General features: G+C 62.9%; 21 protein-coding genes and 1 tRNA gene. 11 read left to right on the forward strand and 11 right to left on the reverse strand.

Annotation, left to right across the window (positions count from 1 at the left end; all coding sequences use genetic code 11):
* Positions 1-82: 82 nt before the first annotated feature.
* The 6 genes from LOZ74_RS07315 (at position 83) to LOZ74_RS07340 (ending at position 3,510) form a co-directional block, all read left to right on the forward strand.
* The gene (locus LOZ74_RS07315; RefSeq protein ID WP_230281274.1) at positions 83-400 is read left to right on the forward strand and encodes an AtpZ/AtpI family protein; all 318 of its coding nucleotides are present in this window, start codon (positions 83-85) and stop codon (positions 398-400) included.
* Between the two features lie 156 nt (positions 401-556).
* A complete protein-coding gene (locus tag LOZ74_RS07320) occupies positions 557-1,315 on the forward strand; it encodes a F0F1 ATP synthase subunit A (RefSeq protein ID WP_370638906.1) in 759 nt (252 codons plus the stop codon).
* Between the two features lie 42 nt (positions 1,316-1,357).
* On the forward strand, positions 1,358-1,585 hold the full coding sequence (locus tag LOZ74_RS07325) for a F0F1 ATP synthase subunit C (RefSeq protein WP_066770184.1): 228 nt from the start codon (positions 1,358-1,360) through the stop codon (positions 1,583-1,585).
* 78 nt (positions 1,586-1,663) lie between these two features.
* Positions 1,664-2,152 carry an ATPase gene (locus LOZ74_RS07330; RefSeq protein ID WP_230293494.1) on the forward strand — a complete coding sequence of 163 codons (489 nt, stop codon included), beginning with the start codon at positions 1,664-1,666 and terminating at the stop codon, positions 2,150-2,152.
* Positions 2,152-2,742 carry a hypothetical protein gene (locus LOZ74_RS07335; protein ID WP_230293495.1) on the forward strand — a complete coding sequence of 197 codons (591 nt, stop codon included), beginning with the start codon at positions 2,152-2,154 and terminating at the stop codon, positions 2,740-2,742. The genes LOZ74_RS07330 and LOZ74_RS07335 overlap by 1 nt, the downstream gene beginning before the upstream one ends.
* Positions 2,743-2,862: 120 nt before the next feature.
* A complete protein-coding gene (locus LOZ74_RS07340) occupies positions 2,863-3,510 on the forward strand; it encodes a YoaK family protein (RefSeq protein ID WP_230293496.1) in 648 nt (215 codons plus the stop codon).
* A gap of 10 nt (positions 3,511-3,520) precedes the next feature.
* Here LOZ74_RS07340 and LOZ74_RS07345 read toward each other — a convergent pair whose 3' ends face one another.
* From LOZ74_RS07345 to aroA, 6 genes are all read right to left on the reverse strand, one after another.
* Positions 3,521-4,015, reverse strand: coding sequence for a GrpB family protein (locus tag LOZ74_RS07345; RefSeq protein ID WP_230293497.1), 495 nt, complete (start codon positions 4,013-4,015; stop codon positions 3,521-3,523).
* Positions 4,016-4,029: 14 nt separating this feature from the next.
* Positions 4,030-4,788: a hydroxyacylglutathione hydrolase gene (gloB, locus tag LOZ74_RS07350; RefSeq protein WP_230293498.1), complete on the reverse strand. Its 759-nt coding sequence runs from the start codon at positions 4,786-4,788 to the stop codon at positions 4,030-4,032.
* Positions 4,789-4,997: 209 nt separating this feature from the next.
* Entirely contained in the window at positions 4,998-6,707 is a 1,710-nt protein-coding gene (gene rpsA / locus LOZ74_RS07355; RefSeq protein ID WP_230293499.1) for a 30S ribosomal protein S1, read from the reverse strand.
* Positions 6,708-6,964: 257 nt separating this feature from the next.
* Positions 6,965-7,606, reverse strand: a complete 642-nt coding sequence (locus LOZ74_RS07360) for a d(CMP) kinase (RefSeq protein ID WP_230293500.1) — start codon at positions 7,604-7,606, stop codon at positions 6,965-6,967.
* Positions 7,603-7,905, reverse strand: coding sequence for a permease (locus tag LOZ74_RS07365; protein ID WP_230293501.1), 303 nt, complete (start codon positions 7,903-7,905; stop codon positions 7,603-7,605). The genes LOZ74_RS07360 and LOZ74_RS07365 overlap by 4 nt, the downstream gene beginning before the upstream one ends.
* On the reverse strand, positions 7,902-9,251 hold the full coding sequence (gene aroA / locus LOZ74_RS07370) for a 3-phosphoshikimate 1-carboxyvinyltransferase (RefSeq protein WP_230293502.1): 1,350 nt from the start codon (positions 9,249-9,251) through the stop codon (positions 7,902-7,904). The genes LOZ74_RS07365 and aroA overlap by 4 nt, the downstream gene beginning before the upstream one ends.
* A gap of 223 nt (positions 9,252-9,474) precedes the next feature.
* Between aroA and LOZ74_RS07375 the strand changes: the two genes are divergently transcribed.
* Together LOZ74_RS07375 and LOZ74_RS07380 are read left to right on the forward strand one after the other, a co-directional pair.
* Complete coding sequence (locus LOZ74_RS07375; protein WP_230281263.1) at positions 9,475-9,795, forward strand: FYDLN acid domain-containing protein; 321 nt, start codon at positions 9,475-9,477, stop codon at positions 9,793-9,795.
* 169 nt (positions 9,796-9,964) lie between these two features.
* A tRNA-Ala gene (locus LOZ74_RS07380) sits at positions 9,965-10,040 on the forward strand.
* A 148-nt stretch (positions 10,041-10,188) separates the two neighbouring features.
* Here LOZ74_RS07380 and LOZ74_RS07385 read toward each other — a convergent pair.
* From LOZ74_RS07385 to LOZ74_RS07400, 4 genes are all read right to left on the reverse strand, one after another.
* Positions 10,189-11,724: a SulP family inorganic anion transporter gene (locus LOZ74_RS07385; RefSeq protein WP_370638886.1), complete on the reverse strand. Its 1,536-nt coding sequence runs from the start codon at positions 11,722-11,724 to the stop codon at positions 10,189-10,191.
* Positions 11,721-12,407: a carbonic anhydrase gene (locus LOZ74_RS07390; RefSeq protein ID WP_230293503.1), complete on the reverse strand. Its 687-nt coding sequence runs from the start codon at positions 12,405-12,407 to the stop codon at positions 11,721-11,723. The genes LOZ74_RS07385 and LOZ74_RS07390 overlap by 4 nt, the downstream gene beginning before the upstream one ends.
* Before the next feature lie 153 nt (positions 12,408-12,560).
* Positions 12,561-13,829, reverse strand: a complete 1,269-nt coding sequence (locus LOZ74_RS07395; RefSeq protein WP_230293504.1) for an ATP-binding protein — start codon at positions 13,827-13,829, stop codon at positions 12,561-12,563.
* A 41-nt stretch (positions 13,830-13,870) separates the two neighbouring features.
* On the reverse strand, positions 13,871-14,584 hold the full coding sequence (locus tag LOZ74_RS07400) for a response regulator (protein ID WP_230293505.1): 714 nt from the start codon (positions 14,582-14,584) through the stop codon (positions 13,871-13,873).
* A gap of 219 nt (positions 14,585-14,803) precedes the next feature.
* On the opposite strand from LOZ74_RS07400, the gene LOZ74_RS07405 reads away from it, so the two are divergent.
* Entirely contained in the window at positions 14,804-15,235 is a 432-nt protein-coding gene (locus LOZ74_RS07405) for an EVE domain-containing protein (RefSeq protein WP_230293506.1), read from the forward strand.
* A gap of 182 nt (positions 15,236-15,417) precedes the next feature.
* A complete protein-coding gene (locus LOZ74_RS07410) occupies positions 15,418-15,657 on the forward strand; it encodes a hypothetical protein (protein WP_230293507.1) in 240 nt (79 codons plus the stop codon).
* A 16-nt stretch (positions 15,658-15,673) separates the two neighbouring features.
* Here LOZ74_RS07410 and LOZ74_RS07415 read toward each other — a convergent pair whose 3' ends face one another.
* Positions 15,674-16,981, reverse strand: coding sequence for an MFS transporter (locus LOZ74_RS07415; protein WP_230293842.1), 1,308 nt, complete (start codon positions 16,979-16,981; stop codon positions 15,674-15,676).
* 141 nt (positions 16,982-17,122) lie between these two features.
* On the opposite strand from LOZ74_RS07415, the gene pgsA reads away from it, so the two are divergent.
* On the forward strand, positions 17,123-17,689 hold the full coding sequence (gene pgsA / locus LOZ74_RS07420; RefSeq protein WP_230281257.1) for a CDP-diacylglycerol--glycerol-3-phosphate 3-phosphatidyltransferase: 567 nt from the start codon (positions 17,123-17,125) through the stop codon (positions 17,687-17,689).
* The last annotated feature ends 1 nt before the right edge of the window (position 17,690 follow it).

Genomic DNA, 17,690 nt, shown 5'->3' on the forward strand with positions numbered 1-17,690 from the left:
TGGCCAGACCCCTTTCCTAAAGGGGCCGCGCCCTAGACGGGCAGCTATGCCGCGCGTGACGGGGTCTTGACGGGAGCCTGACATGAGTGACGAGCAGTCCGGACGGGAGCCACTTGGCGAAGATAAGCGCATCGACGCACTCGACGAACGGCTGAAAGCCGCGCGTCAGCGCGAGGAAGCGCGGATCAGGCCGCAAGTGCAGGGAACCGACGAGAATTATCGTATGGGTTCCCGCGTGCTGGCGGATTTGCTGGGCGGCCTTGTCGGCGGTGCGCTGATCGGACTTGTCATAGACCGATTCGCGGATACGTCGCCCTGGGGTCTGTTGGTGATGCTCGCACTCGGGATTGTCGTCGCCTTCAGGAACATCATCCGGCTCGCAAACCGGCGCCCTGATTGAATCTTCCGATGGAGGGACTGATCCTCCTTGCGGGGGTTCACGAAAGGGCGTCTTTCTGCAAAGGGCTTAAGGTCTGTTACGGACCGGGGGACCGCACGGTTCCCTTGGGGCAATAGGGATTTTCAGCAAGTGGCAAGCGAAGCCAAGGTCGATCCGATGCACCAGTTCACCATCGAACCGATGTTCGGTTCGGATGCGTGGGCCATCGGCGGCTATAACATTGCTTTCACCAACAGCGCGCTTTGGATGGCCATTTCGGTCGTCGTGCTCTGGGTGTTCGTCGCGGGCGGGATGAAGCGCCAGCTGGTGCCGGGCCGCTGGCAGATGGCGGTGGAAAGCTTCACCGGCTTTATCGACGACATGCTGGAAGCCAATGTGGGCAAGGCAGGGCGCAAATATGTGCCCTATATCTTCTCGCTGTTCATGTTCATCCTGTTCGCCAATATCCTCGGCCTGCTGCCGCTGGGCGTGATCGGGCTGCATCCCTTTACCTTCACCAGCCATTTCACCGTTACGGGCGTGCTGGCGATCATCTCTTTCTCGATCGTGCTGATTGTCGGTTTCGCGAAGCACGGTCTGCACTTCTTCTCGCTGTTCGTGCCGCATGGCACGCCGGTTCCCATGATTCCCGTGATCTTCGTGGTCGAACTTATCAGCTTCATGGTGCGTCCCTTCAGCCTTGGCCTGCGTCTGTTCGTGGCCATGATGGCAGGGCACGTGCTGCTGGAAGTGCTTTCCAGCTTCGTGATCGGCGCGGGCAACCACAGCGCGGGCATCTTCGCGCTGGCCGGTATCCCGAGCTTCCTTCTCATGGTGGGCATTTGCGCACTGGAAATCCTGGTTGCCGGGATCCAGGCCTATGTGTTCGCCCTGCTGACCAGCGTCTATCTGAACGACGCCGAAAATCTTCACTGATCCTTCCATCATCTAATCAAGTTTTCCAAAGGAGTTTTTGAAATGGACGCAGAAGCCGCAAAGCTGCTCGGTGCCGGTCTCGCCGCTCTGGGTGCGGGCCTCGCCTCGATCGGCGTGGGTAACGTTTTCGCCAAGTTCCTCGAAGGCGCGCTGCGCAATCCGGGTGCTGCCGACGGCCAGCAGGGCCGCCTCTTCATCGGTTTCGCCGGTGCCGAGCTTCTGGGCCTGCTCTCGTTCGTCGTCGCGATGATCCTGATCTTCGTCGCCTGATCGAACGATACTGAATTTCGCCCGGCCATTGTGATATGGCCGGGCGTCATGAATTTGATCTATCTTTAGGGTCTGGCCATGCCACAAATTTCCCAGCTAGCCGCAACCTATGCGAGCCAGGTCTTCTGGTTGCTGATCTTTTTCGGCCTGACCTATTTCGTCATCGGGCGCGGCATGGTGCCCAAGGTGATGGACACCGTGGCGATGCGCGACAAGCAGATCGCCGACGATCTTTCCGCTGCCGAAGCTGCCCGCAAGGCCGCTGACGAGCAGGAAGAGGCATGGCGCCAGCGCGAGAATGAAAACCGCGCCAAGGCCCAGGAACTGATTGCCGAAGCCAAGGCCGAGGCCGCGGCCGAAACCGAAGCCAGGCTGGGTGCTGCCCAGACGGGTATCGATGCAAAGCTGGACGCCGCCGAGGCCCGAATTGCCGAAGCCCGCGAAAAGGCCGCTGCCGAGATCGAGGGGATCGCTGCCGAAGCGACCCAGTCGATCGTCGCTCGCGTGTCGGGCCTGTCGGTCGATAATGCCGCCGCGCTAGGCGCGGTCAGGAAGGAGCTCGCTTGATGGCTGCCGAAACGCACGAACTGCCCGCGGCATCGCAGGCCGTCGAAGAGCATCTGGATCATGCCGCCACCGCAGAAGGCATGACCGAGGAACATCACGTCGAACCCGCACTGCTGGGCATTGCCCCGCCGGCTGCGGTCGTCAGCTCGGCCATGATCGTGCTGCTGGCCATCGCGTTCTTCTATGCCAAGGCGCACAAGAAGATCGCGGGCGGCCTCGACAACCGTATTGCCGAGATCAAGAACCAGCTTGAGGAAGCGAAGAAGCTTCGTTCCGAGGCCGAGGCGCTCCGCAAGGAATATGCCGACAAGATCGCGAATGCCGAAAAAGACGCGGCCGCGATGCTAGACCACGCCCGCACCGAGGCTGACGCCATCGTCGCCAAGGCAGAGAGCGATGCGACCGCCATGGTCGCCCGCCGCGAGAAAATGGCCGAGGAAAAGATCGCCGCTGCCGAACGCGGGGTGATGGACGAATTGCGCGTCCGCGCCGCACAGGCATCGGCTGCCGCTTCGGCCGATCTGATCGCCAGGAATTATGGCGCGGATGCCGACAAGGCGCTGGTGGATCAGGCGATCGGCTCGATCTGATCGGGTTCGCCTCGCAATCAAACGAACGCCCCCGCCATGTGCGGGGGTTTTTGTTTGGCGATTGCGGACAGGACATGCCGCGCGATTGAATGTCGGGGCCGGCTTCCGTAATCTGCTGGAATGTATCGCCACGATCGTCGCTCTCGTGTTCTGGCGGGCTTGCTGGCCGCGCTGGCTGGCATGATCGACGGGATCGGATTTCTGGGTTCGGGCGGCTATTTCGTCTCTTTCATGAGCGGGAATTCGACACGTTTGGGCGTGGGCCTTGCCGAACGGTTGGCCGCGGCATGGCCGGCGGCATTGTTGATCGGCAGCTTTGTGCTGGGCGTGGTGCTGTGCACTCTTGCGAAGCGGCGCATTGCCCTGTTCGCGAGGCCGCAGTCCATATTGGCCTGCGTCGCCACTGGCATCAGCCTTGCCGCGATGATGGGCATGTGGCTGGACGGGCTGGCCCCGTTCGTTTTGCTGGCGATGGCGATGGGAGCGCTCAATCTTGTGTTCGAGGAAAGCGGCGATATCCGCATCGGTCTGACCTATATGACGGGCACGCTGGTCAAGCTGGGCAGCCATTTTGCCGATGGCTTGCTGGGATCGCATCATAACCGTTGGCCGCCGTTTCTGTGGCAGTGGCTTGCGCTGACATCGGGGGCCGCTGTCGGTGCCGCGCTTTTCGCTGGCATGGGAACGCACGCGCTTTGGATCGCGGCGCTGGCGGCGTGGATGGCCGCGATGCTTGCTGGCCGTGTATTGTCGGCAAAACCCGCCTGAACCGGTCCGGTCAATAGCGCAATGTGCGCGCGATAAACCGGTCCTTCGCGCTACGATAGGCCTCCATTGCGGCGCCGTCATGGTCGCGTTTCAGCGCGTTATATTCGCGCAGCAGGGCGGGGCTGGCATTCAGGCGGTCGCGGAACTTCTCGAACATGTCGAACGCGCCGCCGCGCGCGACGAGCTGGATGCCGAGGTGAGGGGAGGCACTTGCATCCTCGAAACCGGCGAAACCGTCGGCAGGATCGGAGCGGCTGCGGGCGAACAGGCTGGCAAGGGCCAATTCGGCCTCGTCGAATTCACCGGCATCGACGCGGACCATGATGTCAAGGTCGCCCTTCGTCAGGCAATCGGCAATCGCGGTCGCGCCGACATGCATGATCTCGCTCCCCGTGGGGAGCAAGCGGATCAGGCGCTGCGATACGCTGCGGTAAAGCTGTTCGGCATCGGCGCGGGCGCGGTGATGGTCGGGGGCGAGGCGGAAGAGGGCGTCATCTGCGTCCATGGCCGCCAGTCTCCTTAAAAGCTGTCCTTGGCGGCGCGCAGGGCCGCAAAGGTCGCGACGGCATCACCGCCGCCCCATCGCGCCTGCATCGCGGGATCGTCGGCGCGCAGGAAGGGATTGGTCGCAAGTTCGCGCGACAGCCGTGTCGGCACGGTCGGCAGGTCCTGCGCGCGGCGGGCGGCGACCTCCTCGGCATAATCGGCCAGCGCGGCATTGTCGGGGTCGGCATGCAACGCGAATTTCGCGTTGGCCGCGGTATATTCATGGGCGCAGAACAAACGCGTCCCGGGCGGCAGGGCCTTTATCCGCTTCAGGCTCGCCCAAAACTGGTCGGGCGTCCCTTCGAACATGCGCCCGCAGCCCAAGGCGAACACGCTGTCGCCGACAAAAGCAATCCCCGCGTCTGGCAGGTAATAGGCGATATGGCCTTTCGTATGGCCGCCCACGTCGATCACTTCGGCCTTGTGTGCTCCGATGGAGACCGTGTCGCCGCCTTCCACGATGCGGTCGGTGGCCGCGATCTTGGGGGCATCGGTTGCGGGGGCAGTGATCATGCAGCCCGTGACCGTCTTGATATCCTCGTTCCCGCCTGCGTGGTCCGGGTGCCAGTGCGTGTTCCATACCTGGGTAATGGTCCAGCCCATCGTCTCCGCCTCGGCCAGATAGACGGCTGCGTCGGGCGTATCGATGCACACGGTTTCGCCGCTGTCCGTGTCATGCAGCAGAAAGCCGTAATTGTCGGAGAGGCAGGGGAACTGGTGGACTTCGATCATGGCACGCTCCTTCGCCCGTTGATGTAGGCGGGAAGCGCGCAAAGCAAAAGGCCCGCCGCGGATGAACCGGGCGGGCCTTTCGGGTTTTGAGTTCAGGTGAAGCGGCCGTCGCGGGAGTAAATCCCGCGACGTCGAACGGTGGCGGGACCACCGCCGGCCGGCCTTGAGGCAGGGAGGCGCAGCGGGGCTGCGCCTTCCGCCTCTACGGCTTAGTTCTTCCCCTTCAGCGCTTCGCCGAGGATGTCGCCCAGCGATGCGCCCGAATCGGACGAACCGTACTGCTCGACAGCCTGCTTTTCTTCGGCGATCTGGCGCGCCTTGATCGAGAAGTTCGGCTTTTTGGTGCGGTCGAAACCGGTGACCATGGCGTCGATCTTCTGACCGGTCTGGAAGCGGTCGGGACGCTGTTCGTCGCGGTCGCGGCCGAGGTCCGAACGCTTGATGAAGCCGGTCGCGCCGTCTTCGCCGACCTGCACTTCAAGGCCGCCATCGCGGACTTCCAGAACGGTGACGGTGACGACTTCGTTACGACGCAGGCCAGCGCCCAAAGCGGCAGCGCCGCCAACGGCCGGCGCGCCCTTTTCAAGCTGCTTCATGCCAAGGCTGATGCGTTCCTTCTCGATGTCGACATCGAGAACGACAGCTTCGACTTCCTCGCCCTTGCGGTGCAGGGCCAGCGCGTCTTCGCCCGAAATACCCCATGCGATATCCGACATGTGGACCATGCCGTCGACGTCGCCCGGAAGGCCGATGAACAGGCCGAATTCGGTCGCGTTCTTGACTTCGCCGGTGACGGTCGAGCCGACGGGGAACTTCTCTGCGAAATCGTCCCACGGGTTCGACTGGGCCTGCTTGAGGCCAAGCGAGATGCGACGCTTGTCGGCATCGACTTCCAGCACCATGACTTCGACTTCCTGCGAGGTCGAAACGATCTTGCCGGGGTGGACGTTCTTCTTGGTCCAGCTCATTTCCGAAACGTGGACCAGACCTTCGATGCCCGGTTCCAGTTCGACGAAGGCGCCGTATTCGGTGATGTTGGTGACAACGCCCGAAAGCTTCGCGCCAACCGGATACTTGGCGGCGACGCCGTCCCACGGATCGCTTTCCAGCTGCTTCATGCCAAGGCTGATGCGCTGCGTGTCCTGGTTGATGCGGACGATCTGCACGGTGACGGTCTGGCCGATTTCCACCACTTCGCTGGGGTGGTTGACGCGCTTGTAGCTCATGTCGGTGACATGCAGCAGGCCGTCGATGCCGCCCAGATCCACGAAGGCGCCGTAATCGGTGATGTTCTTGACCACGCCGTCGATGACCTGGCCTTCGCTCAGCTCGCCGATCAGTTCCTGGCGCTGTTCGGCGCGGGTTTCTTCCAGAACGGCGCGACGCGACACGACGATATTGCCGCGGCGGCGATCCATCTTGAGGACCTGGAACGGCTGCGGAATGCCCATTAGCGGGGTGATGTCGCGCACGGGGCGGATATCGACCTGCGAACCGGGCAGGAAGGCCACGGCGCCATCGAGGTCGACGGTGAAGCCGCCCTTGACGCGGCCGAAAATGTTGCCTTCGACGCGCTTGCCTTCACCGAACTCGCTCTCAAGGCGGTCCCATGCGGCTTCGCGGCGGGCGCGGTCACGCGACAGCATCGCTTCGCCGTCGGCGTTTTCGACGCGGTCGACAAAAACTTCCACTTCGTCACCGACCTTCAGGCCGTGCTCGTCCGCATTGCGGGCGAATTCCGAAAGGCGCACGCGGCCTTCGCTCTTCAGACCGACGTCGATGACGGCCTTGTCGTTTTCGATGGCGGTGACGGTGCCCTTGACGACGCGGCCTTCAAAGCCGCCATCGGCTTCGGTGCCCAGCATATCGTCAAGCATTTTCGCGAAATCATCGCGGGTAGGGTTAGGCGAAGTTGCCATTAGGATGGTATTCCCGTTCAATCGATTTTTCCGGCCGGGCGGTTTTTCCGCCGGTCTTTCCTCCGCCATCCGCACCATTGCATCGGCGGGCCAAAAAGGGCCGAACCATCCGCAGGGCCGATTGCACCTGCGAATATCCGTAACGACCGCGAGCCGGAGCCTTTGGCCGTCAGGACCGCGCGCGCTTAGGCGCTAATGGGTGTGAACGCAAGCGAAAGCGCGCCTTGCCAGGCTGCGCGGGCAGCGCGCGCAATGCGTCAAGCGCCTTTGGCGGCGTGGCGGGCCATGCGGGCATCGACGATCGCGATGGCGGCCTCCAGCGCCTGTGCCGCGCTCATATCGGTATTGTCGATCAGCTCTGCATCGGCGGCCTGCACCAGCGGAGCCTCTGCGCGGTTGCGATCCCGCTCGTCACGGCGGGCGAGGTCGTCGATCACATGCTCCAGCGTGAGGCTCTCTCCGCGGCTTGTGCTTTCCGCATGGCGGCGCGCTGCGCGTGCATCGAGGCTGGCGGTTACGAACAGTTTCACATCGGCGTCGGGCACGATCACCGTGCCGATGTCCCGCCCGTCGAGGATCGCGCCGCCCGGTTGCGCGGCGAACTGGCGCTGGCGTTCGAGCAGGGCCGCGCGAACACGCTTGTGTACCGAAACGCGCGATGCCAGCGCGCCGCATGCGACCGAGCGCAACTCGGGCTCTGCCAGCAGGGCATCGGGAAAGCCTGTCGCCCGCGCAGCCTCCACCGGATCGTCGGGGTCGAGGCCCATCTTGCGCGCCTGCAGGCCCACCGCCCGATAGAGCAGGCCCGTATCCAGCACCGGCAGGCCGTAATGCTTTCCCAGCCCCCTGGCGATGGTGCCTTTTCCGCTGGCGGTTGGCCCGTCGACGGCGATGATCATGCGTTTTTCCTTTTACTGAACGCTTTCCGCTTTCTGAAAGCCTTCCACAGGCCCCAGATCGCGATGGAGGCCCAAAACCCTTCCAGCACGAGCGAGGCGAGATTGAGGTGATACATCAGCGACACCGTCAAAAGCGCCGCCCCCATCAGGTTTACCCCGTGCTGGACGAACGGGTTCGGCGCATCCCGCGCGGTGATGTACCAATAGGCCCATATGATGCACCCCATGCCGCCAAATCCGACCATGGTGGGCCAATCGATATAAGGCATTGCGGCAGGCATCATGGCAGCAAGCATCATGCCGGCGCGGCAGTTTGCGCCTGTTCCAGCAGCGCCATGAAATTGGGAAAGCTGGTGGCGATGGGGGCGGTGTCGTCGATATCCACGCCATGTTCGCTGGCAAGGCCCGCGACCGCCATGCTCATGGCGATGCGGTGGTCGAGATGGGTCACGACGGGTGCGTTCCCCGTACCGCGCAGCGCCGTGCCGCCGGATCCGGTGATGACCAGCCCGTCCTCGCGCTCTTCCACCTGCGCGCCCGCAGAGGTGAGCGCGGCGGCCATGGCGGCCAACCGGTCCGATTCCTTGACGCGCAATTCGTCGAGGCCGGTCGTCACCGTCCGGCCTTCGGCCAGCGCGGCGGCGACGAACAGCACGGGAAACTCGTCGATCATGGCAGGGGCGAGGGCGGGGTCGACGTCTATGCCGGTCAGCCGCGAATGGCGCACGCGCAGATCGGCCACCGGCTCGCCGCCCACGTCGCGGCGGTCCATTTCCTCGATCGCTCCACCCATCTGGCGCAGCACGGTAAACAAGGCCGCGCGCGTCGGGTTCAGGCCGACATTCTCGATCACCAGATCCGATCCTGGCACCAGCAGCGCGGCGACGGCGAAAAAGGCCGCGCTGGACGGATCGCCGGGGACGGTAATGTCTTGCGGGCGCAATTCGGCCTGACCACGAATCTCGATAATGCGCTCGCCGCAGGTTTCCTCGACCGTCAGATCGGCGCCGAACCCTTGCAGCATGCGTTCGGTGTGGTCGCGCGTGGGCACAGGTTCGATCACGCGGGTAATGCCCGGCGTATTGAGGCCCGCCAGCAAGACCGCGCTTTTCACCTGTGCCGAAGCGACGGGAAGGCGGTATTCGATGGGAACCGCGGGCGCAGCGCCGCGCATCGTCAGCGGCAGGCGGCCGCCGGGCGAGGACGTAAATTCGGCGCCCATCTGCGACAGCGGATCGATCACGCGGCCCATCGGGCGTTTCGACAGGCTGGCATCGCCGGTGAACGTGGCGGTGACCGGATGGCTGGCGACCAGTCCCATCAGCAAGCGGGTGGAGGTGCCCGAGTTCCCCATGTCGAGCGCGGTTTCCGGCTGGAGCAAGGCACCCACGCCGACACCGTCGATCACCCATGTGCCGTCGTCCTGCCGTTCGATCGTCGCGCCCATGGCGCGCAGCGCGGCGGCGGTAGCCATCACGTCCTCCCCCTCAAGCAGTCCGCGCGCGGTCGTGCGGCCCACTGCCAGCGCGCCGAACATCAGCGACCGGTGGCTGATCGATTTGTCGCCCGGTACGCGGATGCGACCCGTCAGCGCGGCCCCGGCAGTGAAACGGCGCGGAGAGGGGGCGGATGCAGAATGGCTCACGCTGGACGACCTTTGCGGGCAGGAACCGGACCGGCGAACTGCCGGTGCAACGGAAATCATTGGGCTGGATTGGCGCTGGCTTTTGACAGCGCGCAAGCCCTATGGCAAGGCGCGCGCTTCGTGCCAAAGGCGGGAAGGGCGGCACTGCCCGATTCTTGCCGGCGGTGCCCGAATTCCACCAATTGCGAATGCGCCATTCCGGCGCGAAGTCACAGAGGTTTTCATGGTCAAGCCCGAATGGGGTGCCAAGCACAGCTGCCCGAAATGCGGCACCCGCTTTTACGATCTCGGCAAGGACGATCCGGTTACCTGCATCGAATGCGGTAACGAATGGACGCCCGAACCCGTACTGAAGTCCAAGCAGCCGATTCCCTATGAGGAAGCGAAAACCGAAAAGCCCGAGAACGACGAGGATCTGGGCGACGACGATCTGGACATCGATGTCGACGATGACGACGATTCGCCGGATAACGATGTCGATCTGGGCGGCGACGACGATCTGGGCGTCGCCAGTTCCAACGACGATAACGACGACGATAACTGATCGTTCGTTGCAGAATTTTCGCCGGTTGAAATTAGCTCTTGCAACCGGCGAAATCCCTGCCTAGAGAGCCGCTCTCCGCAACGGACGCGCCGCAATAAAGCACGCGAAACGACGGAGAGCGCGGCACCTTCCCAGTGTGCCGCATGTCCCAAGGGACGCGATGAAGATCGGGGCCGTAGCTCAGCTGGGAGAGCGCTACAATGGCATTGTAGAGGTCAGGGGTTCGATCCCCCTCGGCTCCACCATCGCAGATATTCTCTTTTATTCCGAACCGCATGCGGGCCGTTTTTACGGCCCTTTTTGATGCGCGCCCGGTGCACGCCTGCTTGCGGCACAAAAAAAGGGCCGGGCGCTGAGGGTAGCGCCCGGCCCAGTCGGCAGTGAATCGTTATGTCAGGAAAAACGATCCACGAGGTGGCTTGGACCGGTCAGTTCGATCGGATGACCCAGTTTGCGGCGACGGCCGACCCATTCCTTGAACTGCTCGGCCGAGGTGTGGTCGAAACCCTGCACATTGGCGAGGTTCACGCGCACGGGACGCGTGCCGGGAATATCCTCGAGCTTGCGGGTCAGGCCGGTCAGGCTGACAAAGGTGCAACTGCCCGACAGATGAACGTCGCATTCCTCGCCCTCGTCATTCTTGTCGAAGCCGAGTTTGAGCGAACGGCGATGCGGGATCAGTTCCAGCAGCGTCAGCGCAAGGCCGACCAGCACGCCGGTCAGCAGGTCGACAGTTACCACCAGCACGAAGGTCGCCGTCCAGATGACCGCCGGAAGCGCGCCATAGCTGGAATAGAGGTGGCGCACATGCTTGAGGCTGACGAGCTTCCAGCCGGTCACGACCAGAACGCCGCCCAGTGCCGCCATCGGGATCTCGCTCAGCACGAACGGCAGCAGCGAGACGAAGCCCAGGATCCAGATGCCATGGATGATGGTCGACAGCCGGGTCTTTGCACCGGCCTGCACATTCGCCGACGAACGCACGATCACGCCCGTCATCGGCAATGCGCCGGCAAGGCCGCACAGGAAGTTGCCGATGCCCTGCGCGCTCAATTCCTTGTCGTAATTGGTGCGCACGCCATCATGCATCCGGTCGACCGCAGCCGCTGACAGCAGCGTTTCCGCGCTGGCGATAAAGGCAACGGCGATGGCGGCGATGATGATCGTCGGGCTGGTCAGCAAGCCGAGGAAGCTGTCATCGGGTGCGGTTACGGCACCGAAGATCGAATCGGGCACATTGACGCGCGTGATGTCCAGACCCAGCGCCATCGAAGCGAGGGTCGCCCCCACCACGCCCAGCAGCGCGCCGGGAAGCAGGCCCATCCTGGCAGGCTTGAATTTTTCCCATGCGATCATGATGCCGATGGTCAAAAGGCCGATGCCCAGTGCCATTTCGGCCTGTTCCACATTGAACGGCGACAGGCCCAGCAGGCGTGCGGGCATGGCGGCAAGGTTCGAAATGCCATCCGACAGCGGGGTTGCGTCGAACAATATGTGGAACTGGCTGATCACGATCAGCGCGCCGATCCCCGCCAGCATGCCATGCACCACGGCAGGGCTGATGGAGCGGAAGAACGCACCAAGTTTCATCTGTCCCGCGATGAATTGCAGCACGCCCGCCAGCACCAGCATCGGGCCAAGGGCCGTGATGCCGTTATTGGCTACGAAATCGAACACGATGACGGCAAGGCCGGCCGCGGGGCCGGACACCTGCAAGGGCGAGCCTGCGAACAGGCCCACCACGATGCCGCCGATGATGCCGGTGATCAGGCCCTTTTCGGCCGGAACGCCCGATGCGATCGCGATGCCCATGCACAAGGGCATGGCCACCAGGAACACGACGATGGAGGCTGTGAAATCGCGGCCGAAATGGGCGAACATGCCGCCCTTTTCTTCCGCTTCCACAACGGGGGCTGCGGCGCTGCTCATTCGGCGGCCTCCGCCATGGGATAGCGTGCCTGCGCCGACACGGCGACGGGCAGCGGTTCATTGTCGCGCAGCGGCACGAACTGGCCGGTCTGGCCCTCTAGACCCAGAACCTGACCTTCGTGAATGTCGACGACCCAGCCGTGCAGGCTCATCTCGCCCGCAGCCATGGCGCGTGCGACCGAAGGGTGGGTGCGCAGGTTGGAAAGCTGCGCCACGACATTCTCGTAAATCATCGCGCGAACGCGGGCGTCGCCTTCCAGATGGCCCTGACAGCTGTTCACCACGGTCTGCGCCGCGCTGCCGTGTTTCAGCCACGCGGCGACATTGGGCATGGTTTCTTCAAGCCCGGCGGGATTGGCCAGCGCCTTCATCGCGCCGCAATCGGTGTGGCCGCACACGATGATGTCGCGCACGCCCAGCGCGGCAACGGCATATTCGACCGTGGCCGACACGCCGCCCAGCATCGAGGCATAGGGCGGGACGATATTGCCCGCGTTACGGCATACGAACAGGTCGCCGGGGCGGGCCTGCATGATTTCTTCGGGTACGATGCGCGAATCGGCGCACGAGATCATCAGCGCCTTAGGGCTCTGCCCGTCGCGGGCGAGCGTGCCGTAAAGCTCGCTGCTATTGGGGAAGACGGTCTTTTCGAAGTTGAAAACACGGCCGATCAGTTCGTTCATCGGGAAAGTCCTTCTGACTGCATCCGGAGGGATTTTCATCACGCAAGAGCGGATGGGTCAGAGGATTATCGATCCCGTGTTTCGCGAAATGTTCGGCTTTGTAAGAGTTTGTTGCTGCGGATGCGAAATGCGGCAAAGCGCATTCTCGCGGCGTTATTCCGGCCCGCGCGCCGGCAGACGGATCGTTGCGCAAAGTCCGCCCTGTTCCCGATTGGCAAGGGTGAAGTGGCCGCGCTGCGAACGGACAATCCGGTTTACGATGGCAAGGCCAAGCCCCATGCCCGGCGTGTTCCGGCTGCGTGCATGGTCAAGCCGGACAAAGGGCTTCATCACCTCAACTATTTCTGAATCCGCGATTCCCGGGCCGTTATCGAGGACCGAAATGACAATCTCTTCGCCGTCCAGACGCAGCTGGATGCAGGCATTGCCCGCATAATGAAGCGCATTTTCGACCAGATTGGACATCACCCGCCGCAGCGCCAGTGCACGGCCCAGCATTTCAAGGTGTTCGGGACCGTTATAGGCCGCGTCGAAGCCGCGATCGATCGCATCATCCACCAGTGTCTGTGCAGTTGCGGCAATATCGATCCGCTCTACCGGGCCGCTGTGGTCGCGGCCTTCGTTAAAGGTCTGCAGCGATTGTAGCAGCATGCCCATTTCGGCCACGTCGGCAGCCATGGCATCCCGGTCGGGCGCATCCTGATCAAGCCGCATCTGCAAGCGGGCAAGCGGGGTGCGCAGATCGTGCGCAATCGCAGAGACCGTCAGTTGCCGGTTGCGAAGCAGCCCATGGATACGTTCCTGCATCTCGTTGAAGGCATGGATCAGGTCGCGTGCCTCTTGCGATCCGGCAACGGGAACGGGTTCGGGCTCTTCCAGTTCGCCCACCTTGCGCGAAGCGGCGACCAGATTGCGCAGCGGGCGCAAGGCGGCCCCTACCAACAGTCCGCCAACCAGCATCAGGATGGCGGTCGGCAGCAGCAGCATGATCACCCGCTGGGCATTCAGCTTGAACGTTTCGTGCACCTCGGCCGTGAATTTCATCACGGACTGGTCCGACAAGGTCATGCTGCCTGCAATATCGCCGCCGCCGCTTAGCGGTTCGAGATGGAGGCGCAGGCCCGCGCGGCCCAGTTCGGCGTGCTGTTCGACGATCTGGCCGCGCAGGGCATCAAGTTCCAGACTGGCCGCACGGCGGGCGGTATCCTGTGACCAGCGGATGCGAAAATGGTGGGTGGACAACTCTTGCGCGACATCGGCGCGAAGTTCGACCGGGGCCTGATCCAGCAGGCGATACGCGACGACAAGCCGGTCTGAAATGCTGGCTGCGTCTTCTTCCTGGAGCGAAAACTCGTTCGCCCGTTCAAAGACGAATGCGTTCAGCGCGAATTCCAGCGCGACGACCAGCAACAGGATACCCAACAGCCGGCCCAGAAGACCGGCGTTTGGCATTCGGGGAAAACTCACGAGGTCCGAACCTCGGCCGTGAACATATATCCCACGCCGCGCACGGTGGCGATCGGAGCTTCGTGGCCAGCGGTCGTCAGCTTGCGGCGCAAGCGGCTGACCAGAACGTCGACACTGCGGTCCGACGAATCGCCGATACGCGTGCGCGACAATTCGATCAGCCTTTCGCGGCTGATCACGCGCTGGGGCGACTGGACAAAAGCGCTCAGCAAATCGAATTCGGCCGTGGTCAGTTCGACCAGCGCTTTGGTGGGGGACCGCAATTCGCGGCGCGACAACGACAATGACCATCCGTCAAAGGCGATTTCATCGTGCCGCTGCGTGCTGGCGCCGCCATTTCCGTTACCGTGGCGGCGTAAAACGGCAGAAATCCGTGCCAGTAACTCGCGCGTGCCGAACGGCTTGGCGAGATAATCGTCGGCACCCAGTTCCAGCCCGACGACGCGATCGGCCTCTTCCCCGCGCGCGCTGGCGAAGATAACGGGAATATCGCTTGTGGTGCGCAGACGGCGCAGCAACTCGATGCCGTTCGTGCCCGGCAGCATGATGTCCAGCACGATCAGGGCAGGGCGACCGTCTTCCAGCTGGACCTGCATTTCGGCGCCGGTCGCGGCAGAGCGCACATCATAGCCATGCTCTTTCAATGCGCGCGAAATCAGGACGCGAAGCTGTGGATCGTCTTCGACGACAAGGATCGTCTGTGTGGCCATGGAGGAACTATTCCGCAAGAAACCGGAGGCCGACGCGGGATGCGTTGCGGCCGGTCGCAGGAATCTAGTCACCAAATGCAGCCGGTTCAACCTGCACGCTTTTGCGTGTCCGCGGCCCTTGCGCCGGTCGGTTGCTGCTGGCTAAAGGCGCGGGCATCCGGCGGGGCCGCAAGGTGAACCGAGCTGTCCGACGCCGTTACATGATTGGAGGTCGCCTGCATGGCCAAGCGTTTCTGGCTGATGAAATCCGAACCCGACGTCTATTCGTGGGACGATCTTGTCGCAGAGGGCGAGGGGACGTGGGACGGGGTGCGCAACCATCGCGCCAAGAACAATCTGGCCGCAATGAAAAAGGGCGACAAGGCGTTCTTCTATCACTCCAACATCGGGCTGGAGATCGTCGGTATTTGCGAAATCAGTGTGGACGGCATTACCGATCCCACGGACGAGACGGGCAAATGGTCCGCGGTCAAGGTCAAGCCGGTCGAGAAGCTGCCCGCGCCCGTCACATTGAAGCAGGTCAAGGCCGAGGAATCGCTGGCCGAGATGGAACTGGTCAAGCTGATGCGCCTGTCGGTCAGCGAGGTCCGGCCCGAGGAATGGAGGAAAATCCTGTCCATGGCGAAAGCCAACGCCAAAAAGGCAGGCTGAATCCCGACCCGCCGACGGGTTATTCGGGGTTATGGTGGATGTGAACGCTCCTGTCCCGATACGGGGCGGGGCGCGTGGTGGCGCTTTGCAGATCGCGTCCGTTAAGCTTGGTTAAGAAACCGTTACCGCGCTTGCTCGTTTCCGGTAAGCCAGTAGCCAGCCAAGCGAGGAATTCGACGCCGATGATTCACGCCGCCACGCCCGCCATGCGCACGCCGATCCGGCTTCCCGTGGTTCAACCGGTCGCCAAGCGCCGCGCGGCCATGCAGGGCTGGTTCGGCCGTAAGGTACAACCGCTGATGAAACAGGTGGCGCAAGACCGGCCGCAGCCCTTGTTCTGGGGTCTGAATACGCGCGACGCCAAGGAATTCCTGATGGCCTATTGCGCGTGCTTCATGGCGGTGATCGGTTTCATCGCCTGAATTGGCGGCCCGATCCTCAGGCAGCCGCCAGCCGTCGTTCCGCGCAATAGAGGACCCAGCCGAGATAGGCTGAAATCACGCTCATCGCGGCAGCCAGAAGCAGTTGATCGACGATAGAGACATTGATCGCGTTCAGCCCCATGGCAAGTGCCGATCCGCCGACCATCGCAAAGCTGTTCACCAGATTATTGGCCGCCACCGCGCGCGCGGTCTGCGATTTGTCGACCACTGTCGTCAGAAACGCATAGAGCGGCACAACGAACATGCCCCCCGCGATGGCAATGCCCAACAGGCACAGCAGCAACGGCGCTGCCAGCGGCAGGGCGATGAATTCGGCCACATCGTATAGCCCGCCGACATGCGGCTGCCACATGCGGCACACCACGTGAAAGGCGACCACAAACAGCCCCATCACGATCACCGAGACCGGGGAATATCGGGCCGATACCTCTCCCTTGAGCAGCATGTTGATCGACACCGATCCAATGGCGACGCCGATGGAGAATACGACCAGAAACAGGCTGGCGACTTCCTTGCTGGCAGTCAGCACGTTTTTCGCCAGCGGCGGGAATTCGATGAACAGCACCGCCCCGATGGTCCAGAAAAAGCTGATCGCCAGAATGGCGTAGAACACGCGCGCGTCCTGCATCGAACCCTTGACCACGTTTACCGAGGATCGCCAGATGTTGTAGTCGATCGGCTCGACCGTGCCCTGCGCGGGTGCGGGGGGCACCTGCTTGCCGGCAAACCAGCCCAGCACGGCAAGGCCGATGACCAGCACTGCGGCCACCTCCACCGAAATCCAGCCAGCCAGTATCGTGCCTGCCAGAATCGCCAGATAGGTGCCTGCCTCGACCAGTCCGGTTCCGGCCAGCACTTCCTGTTTTTCCAGATGTTGCGGCAGGATCGCGTATTTGATGGGGCCGAAGAAGGTGGAGTGCACGCCCATCGCGAAAAGGGCCGCCAGCAGCAGCGGGATCGCCACGCCATGCACCGCAATATCCATCGCCGCCATGATCAGGCCCGCCGCGCCGACGATCATGATGAAAATTTCGGCCAGCTTGACCCGCCGGATAATCATCGCCTTGTCGCGCATGTCGGCCAGTTGCCCCGACAGCGCCGAAAACAGCACGAATGGCAGGGTGAACAAGCCCTGCGCCACGGCAGAGAACATCGTTTCCTCTGCCGCGCTGGAATAAACGGCATAGACGACGAACAGCACCATTGCGTTCTTGTACAGATTGTCGTTGAACGCCCCCAGCACCTGGGTGACGAACAGCGGCAGGAAACGGCGCCTGGTAAGGAGATCGGGTGAGGTCAGCATGATCTGTCGGCGCCCGTCCTTACCGACCATACCGCGCTGCACAAGCCCGCGCGGCACATCGGTGCAATAAAATCGGTTGGCGGCGATGCGTGTCGTCTTGGGATTTTCATTCTTTTCGCGCTACATGGCTTTCACGAATCTATGCTGACACTTCCCAATCTTCTGACGCTTTCGCGCATTTTCGCCGTTCCGCTGCTGGTCGGTTTCCTGTGGTGGCCCGAATGGGCGCTGGGGCATGCGATCGCCTTTGTGATCTATTCGCTGGCGGGCATAACCGATTATTTCGACGGCTATCTCGCGCGGTCCAGCGGGCGGGTCAGCCGTCTGGGCATCTTCCTTGACCCCATTGCGGACAAGCTGATGGTGGGTGCGGTGATCCTTGTGCTGACGGCCAAGGGCGGATTGTCGGGCCCGTATGTGGGCGATCTGCATGCGCTGGCGGGGCTGGTGATTTTGCTGCGCGAAATCGCCGTTTCGGGCCTGCGCGAATTTCTGGCAGGCGTGCAGGTTTCGGTGCCCGTGTCGAAACTGGCGAAATGGAAGACGACGGCGCAGATCGTGGCGCTGGGCGCGCTGATACTGGCGGGCGCCTTGCCGCATATGGAATGGATCAGGCTGACGGGGCTTGCATGTCTGTGGGCGGCGGCGGCGCTGACGGTGGTGACCGGCTGGGATTATCTGCGTGTCGGCCTGAAGCATATGGACTAGG

The organism is Croceicoccus sp. Ery5 (assembly GCF_020985325.1).
Lineage (GTDB): Bacteria > Pseudomonadota > Alphaproteobacteria > Sphingomonadales > Sphingomonadaceae > Croceicoccus.

What these genes read in the sequence shown, in the direction of transcription:
- LOZ74_RS07315 (WP_230281274.1), top strand. Translation starts at nt 83, where the DNA reads ATGAGTGACGAGCAGTCCGGACGGGAGCCACTTGGCGAAGATAAGCGC.
- LOZ74_RS07320 (WP_370638906.1), top strand. Translation starts at nt 557, where the DNA reads ATGCACCAGTTCACCATCGAACCGATGTTCGGTTCGGATGCGTGGGCC.
- LOZ74_RS07325 (WP_066770184.1), top strand. Translation starts at nt 1,358, where the DNA reads ATGGACGCAGAAGCCGCAAAGCTGCTCGGTGCCGGTCTCGCCGCTCTG.
- LOZ74_RS07330 (WP_230293494.1), top strand. Translation starts at nt 1,664, where the DNA reads ATGCCACAAATTTCCCAGCTAGCCGCAACCTATGCGAGCCAGGTCTTC.
- LOZ74_RS07335 (WP_230293495.1), top strand. Translation starts at nt 2,152, where the DNA reads ATGGCTGCCGAAACGCACGAACTGCCCGCGGCATCGCAGGCCGTCGAA.
- LOZ74_RS07340 (WP_230293496.1), top strand. Translation starts at nt 2,863, where the DNA reads ATGTATCGCCACGATCGTCGCTCTCGTGTTCTGGCGGGCTTGCTGGCC.
- LOZ74_RS07345 (WP_230293497.1), bottom strand. Translation starts at nt 4,015, where the DNA reads ATGGACGCAGATGACGCCCTCTTCCGCCTCGCCCCCGACCATCACCGC.
- gloB (WP_230293498.1), bottom strand. Translation starts at nt 4,788, where the DNA reads ATGATCGAAGTCCACCAGTTCCCCTGCCTCTCCGACAATTACGGCTTT.
- rpsA (WP_230293499.1), bottom strand. Translation starts at nt 6,707, where the DNA reads ATGGCAACTTCGCCTAACCCTACCCGCGATGATTTCGCGAAAATGCTT.
- LOZ74_RS07360 (WP_230293500.1), bottom strand. Translation starts at nt 7,606, where the DNA reads ATGATCATCGCCGTCGACGGGCCAACCGCCAGCGGAAAAGGCACCATC.
- LOZ74_RS07365 (WP_230293501.1), bottom strand. Translation starts at nt 7,905, where the DNA reads ATGATGCTTGCTGCCATGATGCCTGCCGCAATGCCTTATATCGATTGG.
- LOZ74_RS07375 (WP_230281263.1), top strand. Translation starts at nt 9,475, where the DNA reads ATGGTCAAGCCCGAATGGGGTGCCAAGCACAGCTGCCCGAAATGCGGC.
- LOZ74_RS07385 (WP_370638886.1), bottom strand. Translation starts at nt 11,724, where the DNA reads ATGAGCAGCGCCGCAGCCCCCGTTGTGGAAGCGGAAGAAAAGGGCGGC.
- LOZ74_RS07390 (WP_230293503.1), bottom strand. Translation starts at nt 12,407, where the DNA reads ATGAACGAACTGATCGGCCGTGTTTTCAACTTCGAAAAGACCGTCTTC.
- LOZ74_RS07400 (WP_230293505.1), bottom strand. Translation starts at nt 14,584, where the DNA reads ATGGCCACACAGACGATCCTTGTCGTCGAAGACGATCCACAGCTTCGC.
- LOZ74_RS07405 (WP_230293506.1), top strand. Translation starts at nt 14,804, where the DNA reads ATGGCCAAGCGTTTCTGGCTGATGAAATCCGAACCCGACGTCTATTCG.
- LOZ74_RS07410 (WP_230293507.1), top strand. Translation starts at nt 15,418, where the DNA reads ATGATTCACGCCGCCACGCCCGCCATGCGCACGCCGATCCGGCTTCCC.
- LOZ74_RS07415 (WP_230293842.1), bottom strand. Translation starts at nt 16,981, where the DNA reads ATGCTGACCTCACCCGATCTCCTTACCAGGCGCCGTTTCCTGCCGCTG.
- pgsA (WP_230281257.1), top strand. Translation starts at nt 17,123, where the DNA reads ATGCTGACACTTCCCAATCTTCTGACGCTTTCGCGCATTTTCGCCGTT.